A 14878-nucleotide genomic window follows, 5' to 3' on the forward strand; every position below is an offset into this window, starting at 1 on the left:
TTTCCGCACTGAACTATCAGCGACTTCGGTCTTCCGGGGAGGCGTTTTATTTCCATTCCCTCGGAACCTGCCCTGTTCCACGACATTACGTCAGCTAGTCCGATCGGTCACTCCAAGCAGGTTGCCGATTGGGCAAGAGCCCGCCGGCCTTATCGGCATGGCGGGTTCTCTGCATCTCTCGCGCGGAGATTTGGGTGGACAGACCCCTATATGCCCTCGCCGAGTTTTTCTCCAAGCCGCCCGGCTTCTACGTGATGCTGGCGGCTGCCCTTGTCTGTGCGCTGCTCACCAGCGCGACGCTCGGAACCTACATCATCTCGATTTCCGCCTTGTGCCTGACGGGCGTGGTTCTCATCCAGAACTACCGCGACACCGCGGCCATGCAGGCGAAGCTCAACGAAATAATCGTCGCCCTGGACACCGCCCGCAACGAGGTGGTGGGGCTGGAACACGCCTCGCCCAAAGCCATCGATGCCGAGCTGAAAAACGTAGAAAACCGCGCCTCGACCGCCCCGGCACACGAGACGACCCAGCCAGACGCCTAGCCTTTACTTGCCTTGGCGGTTTTGGCCGCCTCGCAGGCGCGGCGAAACGCCTCCACCTCCCTTTCGGTGAGGTGCTCTATGCCGATAAAGTCATTCTTGCCGAGACCGGACCGGATCAGTTCGTCGAGCTTGACCTGGATCGCCGCGCCGTCCCTGTTCTGCGTGTTCTGGATGAGAAAGACCATCAGGAAGGTGATGATGGTGGTCCCGGTGTTGATGACCAGCTGCCAGGTTTCGGAATAGTGGAAGACCGGGCCGGTTGCCGCCCAGATCAACACCGATGCCGTGCACAGGGCGAAGGCCCATGGCCTGCCGGTGGCATGAGCGACCGCGCCGGCCATGCGGTTGAACGTCTTTTCCATGAAGATGCTTTCGAAAGTTGGAGGTTTGCCACAACTTCCGTGTCGATTCTCGGTTCCGAGATTTTCGCCCTCGCACCCCTCGCGGCGGAACATTTCCTCGCGGCGCGCATTTTGGCTGCCATTGAAGGAGAACCCCTTGGCCCGACTGCCGCAGGACAAAAACCGGATTGAACGCGCCACCCGCGCGTCGCAGTCGATCATTGCCGGAGAGCGTCAGGCGCGTGAGGACAAGACGGCGCGGCTGCGGGCACTGCGGCTCTCTTCGGACGCCCCGTCGTCGGCCGCGCCCGCCCCGCCCAAGCGCAAGGCCGCCGCTCGCAAAACACCACGAGAAACGAGCCGCGTCGACTGACGTCGTGCGCGGGTCAGCTTTACTACATCGTCCACGCTCATGCTTTGCTGCGCTTGGCCGGGTAATGCTTGCTGGCGTTAGCACTTGGCCGACTGGCTCAGCCGGTCCGCTGCCAAAGGCGATCGCGCTGCGAACGTATCTCAGCCAGCAACGCCGCTTCGTCGGTAAAGCCGTGCTGGAACGCCAGCAACACGCTTGCCGCCAATTCCTCGCTCTCGACGGCCGACCGTTCCCAATTCGCGTCGGCACGGACCTGATCGAAGATCCGCTGGCACATGGCGAGGTCTTCCGGTCCAAGAAAGACAGACTGCCAGGCAAAGCCGAACATTGAAACCACCCTCAATGGCAGAGGCCGCGTGCCACAGTCGTCATATGATCGTCCGAATTTCAAACTGGCCTACTACGCGCGCTGCCATTCGTAGGCCGGCAATACTTATTTGCGTACGATCCAGTCCAGAATGTCCGGATCGATCTCGTCCAGTTCGGTCAATTCGCGCGCCAGCACCCGGGCGTGCATGCGCCATTCCCGTTCGGCGACGCGATGTTCCACGACCGATTTCCTGAAGGCGCCGCGCAGGATCTCGCAGTCCAGCGCAGTAACTTTTTTGTCTGAATGGTCCTCCGCCATTTCAGTCTCCGCGTAGATGGCGGGAGCACCTGAGTTGGCTACCAAGCGTCCGTATGCCGTGGAAGGCGGACGACGTGGGGAGTGTACGCTTTCGTACAGAAATGGCGAGTCAATTCGTCGTGGGGAACGTTGCCGCCGCTTCATGGTTGTGCCTGCAAGGAGGCCGTCAAACCAACCCAGCGTTGTCGAGACCTTGCGGATTGTCAGGGGGCTCCTCGGTCTCGCGCGAAAGGCAGTCATCGATGCCCATCACCTGGAGGCAATGATGGAGATTGATACGCTGATGCAGGCCGCGTAGGCAGAGACGGACAGGCGGATTGCCGTCCTCGAACGGACCGCCCTGGCAACGAGATAGGCGCCTTCACGGGACCAGGCTGGCCTAGGTCCAATAAACTGCCTTTCCAACTAGCCGGCGGATTTTTCCGGAGAGCGCCCGAACATGGCGCACCGACAAGGGATATGTCGGTTTCGTACCAAGAGGCGCTTGGTACGTTTCCGACACTAACTTTGACGTCGATCTTTTCGTATGCGAGCGGCGAGAGGGAACGACGTGGATCGAATTCAGTGCCGCATTCCTAGGTCTTTTCGGTCCAGGCCCCTATATACGGGTTATCGTTCGCACGTAATCACGGGCGCGGACGGCTGGGAGTTCGGGTGGCTCTTGCCCTGCATTGGGCGGTGCTATGTCTGATCCCACATGGGACGGAAGTCCTCAATACCGAAATGAACTGCTGCGATTCATGCCTGCGGATGATCTCGCATTGCTGGCGCCGCATATGCAGCGCTGCGCGTTGCCTGTGCGCATGATGCTGGTGACACCCAATATCCCGATAGAGGCCGTCTATTTCATCGAACAGGGCATTGGTTCGGTGGTCGCCAGCACGGCGAGCGGCCATGATGCGGAGATTGGGTTCATCGGCTTCGAAGGCATGACCGGTTCCGCCCTGGTGATGGGAGATGACCGTGCCGCGCATGCCTGTTTTGTGCAGCTCGAAGGTGAAGCCATCCGCATCGATGCCGCCCCGTTCAACGCGGCCCTTGCGGCGAGCCCGACCTTGCGCCTGTTCCTGCTGCACTTCGTCAACACGCTGCACACCCAGACCGGCTGCACCGCGCTGGTCAACGCCAGGCTGAAACTCGAAGAGCGGCTGGCACGCTGGCTGCTGATGTGCGACGATCGGGTGCCGGGCGAGAGCCTCGCCATGACGCACGAATTCCTTTCCATCATGCTTGGCGTGCGGCGGCCGGGCGTCACGGTCGCCCTGCAATTGCTGGAAGGCCGCGCGCTGATCCGCTCGCGCCGTGGCGAGATCGTCATTCGCGACCGCGCCGGGCTGCTGGAACTCGCCAATGGCGGTTACGGCCAGGCCGAGGCCGAATATGCCAGGCTCATCGGTGAAATCATGCCAGGCTGATCGGCGAGATCATGCCAGGCTGATCGGTGAGATCATGCCAGGCTGATCGGTGAGATCATGCCGGGCGGATCCGCGAGATCGTCTCTCGCTGAGCGCCGCCCGATCAAGGGCTCATGCCTGGGTGGTCGCCCTTAACATTTGATATTGAAGGCGGCTTCGGACGAGCGCTATGAAAACCGACGTTCCCCATTGCTTTCCAGGGAGGTTGCGATGGATAACATGATGCCGAACGGCAAGGTCCGCCCTTGTGTGGAAGTGGTCGAGGCCTGCGGCGAATGGTTCGTCCGCGTGGTCGAGGAAGACCAGGAACTCACCCGATCTTTTGAGATTGAATCCTTTGCCCTGGCCTTCGCGGAAGGCCACAGGATGCGCCTGGGTCTTGCCGACTTCATACGGCTTTAGGGCCCTTCGGATTCAATATCCGGGCCTCGCGCAAAAGCGAGGTCCAGTTATGCGGCCCAAGGAAGGCCACAAGCTCGTGGGCCTGCGCCGTGGTGATGCCGGTTTCATTGACCAGACGGCGTACAGTGTCGTTCGTCGCAGCCGATAGCCTCTCGTGCTCGTCAACCATTTTTCGGATGTCCCTTCCGTGCGACCCAACGGCTAGCCGCACGCAATGGTTCCTGGCCTGAACAAGGATTATCCCGCGGCTCCGCACCGCCGCGCACTATTGGCCGAAGGTCCCATTCGCGGCGCCGCGATGTTGTGCGAGATTGGCGCAATATAAGCGACTACTTGAATAATGGTTCGAACGGCTGTCGAGGGGCGGTGTCGTGCCAATTCGCAAGAATCTTGCCGCGAATCTGCGACGGCTGGTCAGCGGCCATGCGTCGGTGGCAGCGGTATGCCGCGGATTGAACATGAACCGCACCCAGTTCGAGCGCTATCTGCAAGGCAAGAGCGTGCCCAACCGGGCCACCGCCAGGCTGATCTGCACCTATTTCCGCATCGACGAGGATGATTTGTACCGCGCGCCGGAAGTCCCCGCGCCCGAACACAAGGCCCTGTTGCCGATCCACCAGACGCTCTACGAGAACATGGTGCGCGGCCCGGCTCCCGCGGTCGCCGGCGGCACCTATTTCACCTACTTCACGGTTCCCGACCGTCCCGACCTGCTGGTGCGGTCAGTTACCTTCGTGCGGCGCGAGGCCGAGCTGGTGACCTTCAGGCGCGTCACACGCTGGGCCGAGGGCCATCGCCAGGGCGGAGCGCGGGTGCTCGGCTGGCATTATGGCGTGGCGATCTCACGCCTGAACTGGATCTATTTCGCCGGCATCAACCGCCGCCAGACCAGGGAGCCGTCGGTGATGACCGTGCAATGGGCACCCTTCTCGGACCCGGTTCTGGTCGGCAAAGCCTTCGTCCTGACCGGTTCGGGACCGGCCTGCGTGTCGGTCATCATGCGCCAGGAAGTCGGCAGGATCAGCCTCAGGCAGGTGCTGGGGATGTGCCGACCCGTCAGCCTAGATGACCCGCGCCTCGACCAGCTTGTGGCCAGCCTTGTGCGCGAAGGCTAGAGTGCCGTCCCGAACCAACAGACATTGGCCCGGGCTAACAGGGATCCGCGATGCTCAACAGCTTCGACTATGGCGGCAAGGAAGCCGATACCGTGCATGCGCTGGAGGAGGACATCATCTTCGGCCGGCTGGCGCCCGGCACGCGCCTGGTCGAGGATGTGCTCTTGGCCCGCTTCCCGGTGTCGCGCCACACAATCCGCCAGGCGCTGTACCAATTGGAGAGGCTGGGAATCGTCACGCGCGAGCGCAACAAGGGCGCCATGGTGCGCCGGCTCTCGCCGGAGGAGGTGCGACAGATCTACGAAGTGCGCGAAATGCTGCAGCGCCAGGCCGCGCTGATGATCCCGCTGCCGGTCAGCGAGGCGCTGATCGCGCAACTGGAGGAGATCCACCGCATCTACAGCGGCCATGTCGACGCAGGCTATCTCAGGGGCATCCACGAGGCCAATGACCGCTTCCACCTCACCATGTTCTCGGCCTGCGGCAATGCCTATCTGGTCTCCTCGATCGAACACTATATGCGCCTCAGCCTGCCGGTTCGGGCCAACTCGCTGGCCGACCGGGAAAAGCTCGACGTCTCGCGCCAGCACCACGCGATGATGATCGAGGCGCTGAAGCGCCGGGACAATTGGGTGCTGGCGCAGCTCTGCGTCGACCATCTGCAGCCGAGCAAGGTGTTTTATCTCCAGGAGATCGAGACGGCGCCGGCAGCCACCGGCTAGCTGAAGCAACGACCATGCGTCCGTAATGGCGCAAAGGGAACAAGGAGATAGTCGCCGAACGCTCGCCTATCTGACCTTGACGACGACCTTGCCCTTGGCACGCCCCGCTTCGACGTAGGCCAATGCCTCGTTCGTCTTCTCGAACGGAAAAATCCGATCGATGACAGGGCGTATGAAGCCGGATTCGATGCGCGAGGTGATCTCGCCCAGCTGATCGCCCTGCGCCCACATGAACAGGAAAGAATATCCGACACCGGCACGTCTGGCCTTGCTGCGTATGCCGCGGCTCAGCAGGCGCAGGACTAGCTTCAGGACCATGTTCAGCTTCTGCTTTCCGGCAAAATCGGGATCCGGCGGGCCGGAAATGGAGATGAGTTTCCCGCCCGGCTTCAGCACATGCAGCGATTTTTCGAGCGTTTTGGCGTCCTGGCTGTTCAGGACGACGTCGTAGCCTTGCAGGATTTTCTCGAAATCGTCTTTCTTGTAGTCGATGACGATATCGGCTCCGAGACCTTTCACCAGATCGGCATTCGCCGCGCTCGCCGTCGTCGCGACGGTCGCGCCGAGATGCTTCGCCAGTTGGATGGCGAAGGTCCCCACTCCGCCCGAGCCGGCCTGGATAAACACCTTCTGGCCCTTCTTCAGCCCGGCTGTCTCGACCAGCACCTGCCAGGCGGTCAGGCCCACCAGCGGGATCGAGGCGGCTTCTTCCATGCTGAGGTTTTTTGGCTTCAGCGCCACGTCGGCTTCATCCATGGCGATGGATTGGGCAAACGTGCCGATCCGCCCGTCGCGCGACCGCGCATAGACTTCGTCACCGAGCTTGAATTTGCGAGCTTTCGATCCGGCCCGCACGACGATCCCTGCCACGTCATGGCCCAGGATGAACGGCGGGCGATAGGGCAATATCGGCTTGAACTCCCCATCCCGAAGCTTGGAATCGAGAAGGTTCACCCCGGCGGCGTGAATTTCGACCAGGACATCATTGTCCCGCAACTCGGGTTCCGGCATCTCGGCGAGCCGCAGGGCGCCCTTCTTTTGATACTTGTCGACAACAAAGGCTTTCATCATGATCGCTTTCTAATGGTTTTCGGTGGCCGGCACGAACTGGCAAGCCGCAAGGCGTCGCTGGTCGCACTCGCGGATACGCCGGACAAGATCGGCGATGTTGCTGTTAAATCCGCGGCTTCATTCAGACAGGCAGGCGAAATTGCTTGCGCAAGATTTTGTCGAACATCCCTGTCGGCGCGAACCGGCGCAGCATGCTTACCTGCCGCGCTGCCTTGCCGGCGGTGTAGCGCCGCAGCGGATGCCGGTCGGTCGCAGCCCGCAGAACCACCTTCGCCACCACTTCCGGCAGATCGGCCTTGGGCATCACGTCGCGAAGCAATGCCTCCAAACCGGCCCGCGCCTCATCATATACCTTCATGACGGAATCGGGCTCGAATCCGTTCTGGTCGAACACGGTGCGCACGAATGCCGGTTCGATGACCGAAACGCGAATATTGAAGGCGCGAACCTCATGGTCGAGCGATTCCGAATAGCCTTCAAGCGCGTGCTTGACGGCTGAATAATGGGCCGAGTACGGCGCAGGGACCAGCCCCAGGATCGAGCCGATATTGACGATGCGCCCCTCGCCCAGCCGCCGCATCGACGGCAGCACCGCGTTGGTCATCCGCATGACGCCAAAGAGGTTGACGTCGAACAGCGCCTGCGACTGCGAGACCGAGGACTCTTCCGCGCCTCCCAGCAGCCCGATACCGGCATTGTTGACCAACAGGTCTATCCGGCCGGTCTTGCCGAGGACAGTTGAGACAAGGGACGCTACAGACGCGTCGTCGGTGACGTCGCAAACCAGCATCGATATCCCGTTCGAGCTCTGGCCGGATGCCTTGCGGCTGGTGCCGAAGACAGTGAAGCCGGCGCGTGCCAAAATCTCGGCGCTGGCACGGCCAATACCTGAGGAGGCGCCGGTCACGATCGCGGTCTTTCCCGAATTCCGGTTCATTGTGAAGGCTCCAAACGTAAGAGGTCTTGCCTGCGATCGGCGATTGAATTATGATCGTAATATCACATTATGCTCATAATGCAATAGGGAAATGAGAAGGAACCATCATGCGCTATGACAAGGGCCGGAAGGACGCATCACGCAGCCGGATCATGGAGGTGGCTTCGCACCGCTTCCGAGGTGACGGCATCGCCGCGTCCGGATTGGCCAGCATCATGAGCGACGCCGGGATGACGAATGGCGCCTTCTATCCGCACTTCCAGTCAAAGGCCGACCTCGTCCGCGAGAGCATGGCATCGGCACTGGAGACCCAGTCGCAGCAATTGCAGCAGGCACTGGCCTCAGGCGGCCTGGAACTGGCGATGGCGATGTATCTGTCGCCCGAGCACCGGGATCATCCGCAGACCGGCTGTGCTTCCGCCGCGCTGTTGCCGGAAATCGCGCGACAACCGCCCGAGACGCGCTCCCTCTACACCGAAAAGCTGCTGACCCTGGTGCACCAGTTGGCCAAGGACCTGCCGCCGCGCACCCGCGATCCCGAAGGCGTGGCGTTGGGTGTCTTCGCTGCGCTCATCGGCGCCCTTCAATTGGCCCGAGCGGTGGAGGGAACGGAATTGTCGGACCGCATCCTGGCGGCGGGCGCGGATGCGGCGCGTGCGCTGACCCAGCCGAGGCAGAAGGATGAAGCATCCTAGAGCCGTTGACGATCAGCTACTGCCTCGAAGTGTCGACGACAGAAGGTCAGAACCGACCGGCGGCGAAAGGCGCAAGTCTTTCGCTGTTGGGCCGCCGGCCGGCGATGAGGTCGCCAACCAGCCGCGCGGTGATAGCCGAGAGCGTCAGCCCGAGATGGCCATGGCCGAAGGCGTAGAACCTGCTGGCCCGACGCGGCCAGGGCCGCCGGGCAGCAGGCGGCTGAGACCCGCCATCGGCGGCAGCCGGCGCGAAAAACGGTGAAACTTTTCGCGCGCCGTTCCCGTTGCTTTGGGGATCGCCTCGCAGGCGATCGCAGACCTCCGATCAATGCCTCGCCGGTCCTGCCGGTGGGGCCTTTTCGAGGCTGACGGCGCGGAACAATCAGACAGCCGGGAAGTTTTCAAATCGCCGGACGCCGCGATGTCCGGCCGATCCCGGCGCTGGCCACCGTTCACGCCAACGGTGGGTTGTTGCGCAGCAATCCGACAGCAAAAAGAACTTTCGCTTGGGCATACGAGTGAAAAACGGGAAAGATTCAAGCTTTCGCATGACATATTTTAGAAAGCTGAGTTCGTTTCGCTCCGACAATTGGAACTTTTACCCAAATCCTCCCGTTACGCCCTTGATCGTTGCTTAGACGGTCACAAAGCAACAGGGAAGGATCCTATTATGAAAATCAAGATGATCTGCCTTGGCGCCATGGCGCTTTCGATGGTCGCCGGCTCGGCTCTCGCCGCATCGGGCAGCAGCGGCACGTCCGCTCTCGACGATCCGGCCAAGATGCAGCCCTTCTACACGGACTCCACCATGAAGAAGATGCGCAGCAATGATGAGTTCATCAAGGCCTGGAAAGCGCTGACGCCCGAAGACCAGAAGATGATGATGACGGCCTGCGAGGATGAGGCCAAGAACGCCAATGCAACCAACAGCCATCCGGAATTCTGCAGCAGCGTGAAGGCCAACGGCGGCAGCAAGTAAACGCGCCCGCCACGACCATGCAAACAGCCCCGCACGCGGGGCTGTTTTGTCAGTGGACGACCAGCCCTCGGTCGCCATCGCCCTTGCCGCCCGAGCGCGCCCTCGGCCATAATCCGCCATTCCGCGGAGACACCGATGTCGCTCAGCCCCTTGCTCAATGCCTCGCCCGTCATCCAGCTCCACGCGCTGATCGCCATCGCCGCGCTGTTGCTCGGCGCGGTGCAGCTCTGGCGCACCAAGGGCGACCGGCTGCACCGCGCGCTTGGCCGCGTCTGGGTGGCACTGATGGCGACGGTCGCCGGCTCCGGCCTGTTCATCTGGACGATCCGGCTGTGGGGGCCGTTCAGCCCGATCCACCTTCTGTCACTGTTCGTGCTGGCGATGCTGTGGCGCGGCGTGCGCGCCGCGCGCGGCGGCAACATTGCCGCCCACCGCCGCATCATGCAGGGCACCTACATTTTCGGCCTGATCGTCACCGGGCTTTTGACCTTCATTCCCGGCCGCACCATGTATGCCGTCGCCTTCGGCCCGCAGGGCGCGACACCACAGAAGCTGGCGATCTTCGCCGCTTTGGTCATCCTCGCGGCAGCGGCCGGCCTCTATGCCGCGCGTGGTGCGCGGGTGCCAGGCTAAGTGTCAGCCTATCCCGGCGGAGCCTCGGTATCCCGCCCTTTCCGACCGCCTCCTTGTTCTGGCCATGTTGCACTGCGAAAAGCATGTTGCATTGCGATTTCGGCCGGTCGGGCCGAGACGCGGGGCGGGCTGGGCGCAACGAAGGAGCTGTCGTGGCGGCATCGTTTCGGCCTGATATACAGGGATTGCGCGCGCTGGCGGTCGGCGGCGTCGTGGCCTATCATTTCGGCCTCACCGCACTGCCGGGCGGCTTTGCCGGCGTCGACATCTTCTTCGTCATTTCCGGCTGGCTGATCACCACGCACCTGATGGGCGAGATCACCGAGACCGGCCGGCTCGACCTCTGGCGTTTCTATGCCAGGCGCGCCCGGCGCCTTCTGCCGGCGGCGCTGTTCGTCATCCTGGCGACGCTTGGCCTTGGCTATTTCATCCTGGCGCCGCAGGAGCAGGCGCTCTATTCGCGCGGCGCCATGTTCGCCTCGGCCTACGCCATCAATCTATGGCTGCTGCGCTGGTCGTTCGACTATTTCGCCGCGGATGCCTTGAGCAATCCCTTCATCCATTTCTGGTCACTGTCGGTGGAAGAGCAGTTCTATCTCGTCTGGCCGGCGCTGTTGCTGTTCGCTGCCTGGCTGCGCCCGGGTCGGCGCATGGCTGTGGTGGTGATCGGCGTCGCCGGCCTCGCCTCCTTCGCCGCTTGCTTGTGGCTCACCAGCCTCTCACCGGCCTGGGCCTTCTACTTCTCGCCGCTGCGCGCCTGGGAGTTCGCCGCCGGCGGCCTGGCGACGCTGGCGCCGGCGGCCTTGTGGCGGCAGCGGCCATGGCTACGATCGGCGCAGGGCTGGCTCGGCCTGGCGCTGATCGCAGCGGCCTATCTCAGCTTGAGCGAAGACCTGCCCTTCCCCGGCTGGTACGCGCTGTTGCCGGTGGCAGGCACGGTGCTGGTGCTGCTGAGCGGCGCCGGCGAAGAACACGACGAGCAGCCAGCCAGGCCGGCTCGCTGGCAGGCCCTCGCGCCCGCTTCCCTGCTTTCGCTAGCGCCCCTGCAGTGGGTCGGCACGCTCTCCTATTCGCTCTATCTCTGGCACTGGCCGGTCATCGTCTATGCCGGCATGCTGGCGCCGGATCTCACCACCCCGCAGCGCTTCGGCTGCGGCGCGCTGGCGCTGGCGCTGGCATTCCTGACCTATCATTTGATCGAGAACCCGGCGGGGCGCGGCGGCTGGCTGACCGTTGGCAAATGGGCGCTCGCCCCCGCACTGGCCCTGACAAGTGTGGGCGTGGCGGCGGCCTATGCCAACGCGCATCTGGCGACACGCAACATCGACCCCGCCCAGCGCGGCATCGAGCGGGCCGCCGAACAGCCCTCCATCGCGCGCGCCGTCGACAAGAACTGCCTGCTCGACTTCCACACGGTGAAGCCCAAACCCTGCACTTTCGGCCCGGCCGACGCCGCCCAGACCATCGTGCTGTTCGGCGATTCGCACGCCGACCACTGGTCGACGCCGCTGGTCGAGGCGGCCAAGCGCAACGGCACCAAGGTGGTCACCTATCTCAAATCCTCCTGCCGCGCCTCGCGGCTTTCGACCTTCAACACGGTGCTGAAGCGCGACTACACCGAATGCGACGCCTGGCGCGAACAGGCGATCGCGGACATCATCCGCCGCAAGCCGCGCCTGGTGGTGATCTCGGAATTCTCGATCGGTAACCTGACGCGCGACATGCCCGCCGCGGGCCGCAAGGCCGAGACCGCGCGCTGGCAGGCCGGCCTGCGCTCCACGCTGCAGGCCTTCAGCCAGGCCGGCGTCGAGACCGCCGTCATCCGCGACACGCCGATCGACGACAGTTTCGCCGATTCCTGCGTGGCGCGTGCGCTATGGTGGCGCGAAGCCCCCTCGCGCTGCGACACGCCGAGGGCCGAGGCCGCCAACGACAACGCCGCGGCGCAAGAGCGCGCCGTGGTCAAAAGCATGCCCGACACGCGCTATGTCGACCTCACCGACCGCTTCTGCGGTCCGACGGAGTGTCACGTATTCATCGGCGGTAAACTCGCTTTCCGTGACCGGCATCATCTGGCGACAGCATTTGCCGAGACGCTGGAGGGCCCGTTGGAGAAGGCGCTGTTTTGAGGCGGTAAAGCGGTCTTCCCTCTCCCTTGTCGGAGAAGGGAAGAGCCACTCACCTAGCCTCGGCCAGTTCCGCCACATAGCGCTCAAGTGTATCTCTCCGCGCTCTGGTCTGGTCGGTGGATCGTAAAATCCATGGAACAGGCCCGCCTCCCGAGAGTTATATTAGACCAACCTTGAAAAGGAGATAGCCATGAAGAAGCTCCTGCTTGTCTCGGTTATCGCCATTGCTTCGGCGGCGGCGATGATCGCCCCGGCCGCCGCCCGCAGTCACGTCTTTATCGGCATCGGCGGCTACGACAATTATTACGGCAGTGACTATTACGATCGCTATGGGGACTATGGTGGCGGGCGTTATGTCTATAGCCCCTACGACCCCTATGATGACGGTTACAGGCCGCGTTATTTCCACCGGCACCACCGTTGCCATATCGAAGTGATCAATCACTGGCGTCATCATCACAGGATCGTCGAGGAAGTCCGCGTCTGCGGATAATCTGATCCCCGTGAACTGATCCGGCCGGCATCGCCGGCCGGATTGTTTCGCGCCCCCCTCACCGCCCCATCATCATCATCCCATAGTGCACCGCCAGCAGGTCCAGCCCGACCTTCAACAGCTTCGTCACCACATCCCTGCCCTCGCCCGTCTGTTCCGCCAGGCTCTTGATCGAGCCGCCGGCGCAGCAGACTTGTCGCACCACGGCAGCCACTTCCCAATGCCCCAGTGCCCTGGTGGCGGCGGCATGCGCCCGGCCGGCGTCGAGCACGCTGTCGGCGATGCCGCCGCCCTTGCGGCCGCCGTCGACGCGCTCGGTCCAGCGCATCGGCTTCACGCTCGCCTGCTGGCTGCACTGGAAATCCTCGCGATAACGCTGGCCGGCCTCGCGCTGCTGGCGCGACAGCGAGGTGATGCCGAGGAGCGGATCGACATTGCGCACCCGCACGATGCCGCCGGTGGAGGTGTAGCCGTCATTCGACACTTCATAGACGCGCCGTGCTTCAGCCGTGCCGGCGGCCAGCCGCTTGCGGCCGAAGGCGTCGTCGCTGAGCGCGAAATCATGGCCGAGCTCGCGGCGGATGCGCACCTGCTCGGCCTCACCCTTCGGCAGTTTCGGCGCCTGCGGTTTGGCGGCTTTGGCTTTTTTGGGCATGGGGTGGCTCCTTGGGTTTTGGGGTGGTGTTTTTGGTTAGAGAGATCATCAAGCAATCACCGGCCTCGCGGGCGCTTGCACCGCTCGCCGCGCCAGCAACTCGCGCATCGTCCGCCGCTCCCGCACCTCGATGCAGAGCTGCGCGCTTGACGGGCAGAACTGGGCGTTGCCGGTCTTAACCTCGCCGCGCACGAAGCGCTGGATGGCCGCCTGCAGATCGGCAAGCTCGGCGTCGCGCACCGCGCCGAGATAGCCGCGCATCTGCATCTCGACGTCAGTCAGGGCGGATTGCGGGAAGCATGAGAACATCGCGGCCAGCGCCTTCGTCGCCTGCTGCAGTTCGGCTGCGGTCATGGCTGCGGATCTCCTCGATGATGGCGTTGGCGGCGTCGGTGTGGGTTTTCGGCCGCTGCCAGCCGGACTTCTTCCCCGAAAAACCGGGAGTTGGTGTGTTCCTGCCCGCAGGAGGCAAATGCTGCGCATTTTCAGGGGAAGACACACCCATCCCTTTCTCTTCACGAGCCGAAAAATGCTGCGCATTTTCAGGGGAAAAAGCGGAAGCTTTTTCACTCTGGTTTCTGGAGTCTGGAGAATGCCGCGGCAAAGCGCCGGCATTTGCCGCCCCATGCGCCTTTGTTTTCAGGGCGGTAACGGCGCCGCCGCGTGCGCCGGCGGCGGCCCTCGCCTCGCTTTTGACCTGCGCCTTGTGCAATTCCCTGGTCAGCCTCTTGTGGCCGATCTCGCCCGCCTCGCGCTCGAAGAAGCTCAACAGATCGGCGCTGATGGCGCGCCATCTTTTCAGGGAAAGGCGCGCGACCCGCGCCAGCTTGGCGTCATCGTCGGGCAGCCGGCCGCCGGCGTTCCACATCGCCATCAGGATGAGCATGTAGGCGCCGATCTGCTCGGTGGAGAGTTGCAACGTGTCGCCGACGAAATCGGAGACGTAGAGCTGCATGAAGGGCCGCTCGCTCATGCCGGCCCCATGTCTGCACGCAAGCTAATGGAACCAGCCGCCGGCCTGCACGTTATGACGCGTCGATGCCAAGGGGAGGTTTGCCGATGACGGCGTTCATGCCGATTACGCTGCGCTTTTGCGACAACAAGACCATGCTGGTCGGCTCGGTGGCCGACGCCGAGACGGCATTGCGACACCAGTGGCCCGACAAGACTGCACCCGCCTTTCTCGAAGCCGCAAGGCTGGTCCGGCTGTCGGTCGAGGGCAGTTGCTGCCCACGCACCGCCTTCGAGGCCTTCAGCAAGACTGCCAGGCAACAGGGCATATTGGTGGTGAAGCCGAGAAGCCGCGCGCATGACTGGCTCGACGCCGCCGCCGGCCCGTGACGCCGGGGCGATGCAACCGCGTGGCGGCCTTGCGCGTTTATAAGCGCGGGCTTTATAGTCTCGCTGAGATCGAAGGTGAACGCCGTGGGTACGCTGAAAACCGGAGTGCCGCTCAAAGTCAGCTTGGAAGGGCAGGTCGAGGAGATCGACAGCGTCAGCGACGCGGCAGATTTCCTGCAGCGCTGGCCGATCGAGCGGCGCGGTCACATCTACCGCAGCGCGCTCAACGCCTGCAGTGCCGCGATCGCCGCGCAGATCTCCGAATCCGACGCGATAAAGGTGTTCACCGGCTTTGCCCGCGTGTCCGGCATCCTGGTTGCCGAAGGTGGCCCGCCGATGCGGCTGGAGGCGCGGACCGTGCAAAGCCGCATGCCCAAACAGGGCCGGCAGATACCGAAATAGGC

The 14878-nt window shown here is 63.2% G+C and carries 22 protein-coding genes; 13 read left to right on the forward strand and 9 right to left on the reverse strand.

The window, feature by feature from the left end; all coding sequences use genetic code 11:
• The first annotated feature begins 194 nt into the window (after positions 1–194).
• On the forward strand, positions 195–545 hold the full coding sequence (locus MAFF_RS09425) for a low affinity iron permease family protein (RefSeq protein WP_010910670.1): 351 nt from the start codon (positions 195–197) through the stop codon (positions 543–545).
• On the opposite strand, the gene MAFF_RS09430 is transcribed toward MAFF_RS09425, so the two are convergent.
• A complete protein-coding gene (locus MAFF_RS09430) occupies positions 542–907 on the reverse strand; it encodes a low affinity iron permease family protein (protein ID WP_044550700.1) in 366 nt (121 codons plus the stop codon). The two genes, MAFF_RS09425 and MAFF_RS09430, sit on opposite strands and share 4 nt — an antisense overlap.
• Before the next feature lie 136 nt (positions 908–1043).
• On the opposite strand from MAFF_RS09430, the gene MAFF_RS37570 reads away from it, so the two are divergent.
• Complete coding sequence (locus MAFF_RS37570) at positions 1044–1259, forward strand: hypothetical protein (protein ID WP_080511823.1); 216 nt, start codon at positions 1044–1046, stop codon at positions 1257–1259.
• A 97-nt stretch (positions 1260–1356) separates the two neighbouring features.
• Here the strand turns inward: MAFF_RS37570 and MAFF_RS09435 are convergent, their stop codons facing one another.
• Both MAFF_RS09435 and MAFF_RS09440 read right to left on the reverse strand, forming a co-directional pair.
• Positions 1357–1587 carry a hypothetical protein gene (locus MAFF_RS09435; protein WP_106406544.1) on the reverse strand — a complete coding sequence of 77 codons (231 nt, stop codon included), beginning with the start codon at positions 1585–1587 and terminating at the stop codon, positions 1357–1359.
• 105 nt (positions 1588–1692) lie between these two features.
• Complete coding sequence (locus MAFF_RS09440; protein ID WP_032931104.1) at positions 1693–1887, reverse strand: hypothetical protein; 195 nt, start codon at positions 1885–1887, stop codon at positions 1693–1695.
• Between the two features lie 797 nt (positions 1888–2684).
• Between MAFF_RS09440 and MAFF_RS09445 the strand changes: the two genes are divergently transcribed.
• Both MAFF_RS09445 and MAFF_RS09450 read left to right on the forward strand, forming a co-directional pair.
• Positions 2685–3302, forward strand: coding sequence for a Crp/Fnr family transcriptional regulator (locus tag MAFF_RS09445; protein ID WP_425280335.1), 618 nt, complete (start codon positions 2685–2687; stop codon positions 3300–3302).
• Positions 3303–3512: 210 nt separating this feature from the next.
• Positions 3513–3704, forward strand: a complete 192-nt coding sequence (locus MAFF_RS09450; RefSeq protein WP_080511824.1) for a hypothetical protein — start codon at positions 3513–3515, stop codon at positions 3702–3704.
• Here the strand turns inward: MAFF_RS09450 and MAFF_RS09455 are convergent.
• Positions 3691–3873, reverse strand: coding sequence for a hypothetical protein (locus tag MAFF_RS09455; protein ID WP_044548174.1), 183 nt, complete (start codon positions 3871–3873; stop codon positions 3691–3693). The two genes, MAFF_RS09450 and MAFF_RS09455, sit on opposite strands and share 14 nt — an antisense overlap.
• 202 nt (positions 3874–4075) lie before the next feature.
• On the opposite strand from MAFF_RS09455, the gene MAFF_RS09460 reads away from it, so the two are divergent.
• Entirely contained in the window at positions 4076–4819 is a 744-nt protein-coding gene (locus MAFF_RS09460) for a helix-turn-helix transcriptional regulator (RefSeq protein ID WP_010910675.1), read from the forward strand.
• A gap of 50 nt (positions 4820–4869) precedes the next feature.
• Positions 4870–5541: a GntR family transcriptional regulator gene (locus MAFF_RS09465; RefSeq protein ID WP_010910676.1), complete on the forward strand. Its 672-nt coding sequence runs from the start codon at positions 4870–4872 to the stop codon at positions 5539–5541.
• Positions 5542–5607: 66 nt separating this feature from the next.
• On the opposite strand, the gene MAFF_RS09470 is transcribed toward MAFF_RS09465, so the two are convergent.
• A complete protein-coding gene (locus tag MAFF_RS09470) occupies positions 5608–6609 on the reverse strand; it encodes an NADP-dependent oxidoreductase (protein WP_044550705.1) in 1002 nt (333 codons plus the stop codon).
• A gap of 124 nt (positions 6610–6733) precedes the next feature.
• On the reverse strand, positions 6734–7549 hold the full coding sequence (locus MAFF_RS09475; protein ID WP_010910678.1) for an oxidoreductase: 816 nt from the start codon (positions 7547–7549) through the stop codon (positions 6734–6736).
• 107 nt (positions 7550–7656) lie between these two features.
• Between MAFF_RS09475 and MAFF_RS09480 the strand changes: the two genes are divergently transcribed.
• The 5 genes from MAFF_RS09480 (at position 7657) to MAFF_RS09500 (ending at position 12478) form a co-directional block, all read left to right on the forward strand.
• Positions 7657–8244 carry a TetR/AcrR family transcriptional regulator gene (locus MAFF_RS09480; protein WP_010910680.1) on the forward strand — a complete coding sequence of 196 codons (588 nt, stop codon included), beginning with the start codon at positions 7657–7659 and terminating at the stop codon, positions 8242–8244.
• Positions 8245–8914: 670 nt separating this feature from the next.
• Positions 8915–9223 (forward strand): hypothetical protein, encoded by a 309-nt coding sequence (locus tag MAFF_RS09485; RefSeq protein ID WP_044548176.1) that lies wholly within the window; start codon positions 8915–8917, stop codon positions 9221–9223.
• A gap of 135 nt (positions 9224–9358) precedes the next feature.
• Positions 9359–9856, forward strand: a complete 498-nt coding sequence (locus MAFF_RS09490; RefSeq protein WP_010910682.1) for a DUF2306 domain-containing protein — start codon at positions 9359–9361, stop codon at positions 9854–9856.
• A gap of 152 nt (positions 9857–10008) precedes the next feature.
• The gene (locus MAFF_RS09495) at positions 10009–11985 is read left to right on the forward strand and encodes an acyltransferase family protein (RefSeq protein ID WP_010910683.1); all 1977 of its coding nucleotides are present in this window, start codon (positions 10009–10011) and stop codon (positions 11983–11985) included.
• A gap of 190 nt (positions 11986–12175) precedes the next feature.
• Positions 12176–12478, forward strand: coding sequence for a hypothetical protein (locus MAFF_RS09500; protein ID WP_010910684.1), 303 nt, complete (start codon positions 12176–12178; stop codon positions 12476–12478).
• Positions 12479–12536: 58 nt separating this feature from the next.
• Here MAFF_RS09500 and MAFF_RS09505 read toward each other — a convergent pair whose 3' ends face one another.
• The 3 genes from MAFF_RS09505 to MAFF_RS09515 are packed head-to-tail and all read right to left on the reverse strand — an operon-like array spanning position 12537 to position 14106.
• A complete protein-coding gene (locus tag MAFF_RS09505) occupies positions 12537–13133 on the reverse strand; it encodes a DUF6456 domain-containing protein (protein ID WP_010910685.1) in 597 nt (198 codons plus the stop codon).
• A gap of 48 nt (positions 13134–13181) precedes the next feature.
• On the reverse strand, positions 13182–13487 hold the full coding sequence (locus tag MAFF_RS09510) for a hypothetical protein (RefSeq protein ID WP_141245625.1): 306 nt from the start codon (positions 13485–13487) through the stop codon (positions 13182–13184).
• Entirely contained in the window at positions 13408–14106 is a 699-nt protein-coding gene (locus MAFF_RS09515) for a YdaU family protein (RefSeq protein ID WP_010910687.1), read from the reverse strand. Before MAFF_RS09515 ends, MAFF_RS09510 begins: the two co-directional genes overlap by 80 nt.
• A gap of 86 nt (positions 14107–14192) precedes the next feature.
• On the opposite strand from MAFF_RS09515, the gene MAFF_RS09520 reads away from it, so the two are divergent.
• Positions 14193–14474 carry a DUF982 domain-containing protein gene (locus MAFF_RS09520; RefSeq protein ID WP_044548178.1) on the forward strand — a complete coding sequence of 94 codons (282 nt, stop codon included), beginning with the start codon at positions 14193–14195 and terminating at the stop codon, positions 14472–14474.
• An 84-nt stretch (positions 14475–14558) separates the two neighbouring features.
• Complete coding sequence (locus MAFF_RS09525; protein WP_032933611.1) at positions 14559–14876, forward strand: DUF982 domain-containing protein; 318 nt, start codon at positions 14559–14561, stop codon at positions 14874–14876.
• Positions 14877–14878 lie beyond the last annotated feature (2 nt).

The sequence above is a fragment of the Mesorhizobium japonicum MAFF 303099 genome (assembly GCF_000009625.1).
GTDB lineage: Bacteria > Pseudomonadota > Alphaproteobacteria > Rhizobiales > Rhizobiaceae > Mesorhizobium > Mesorhizobium japonicum.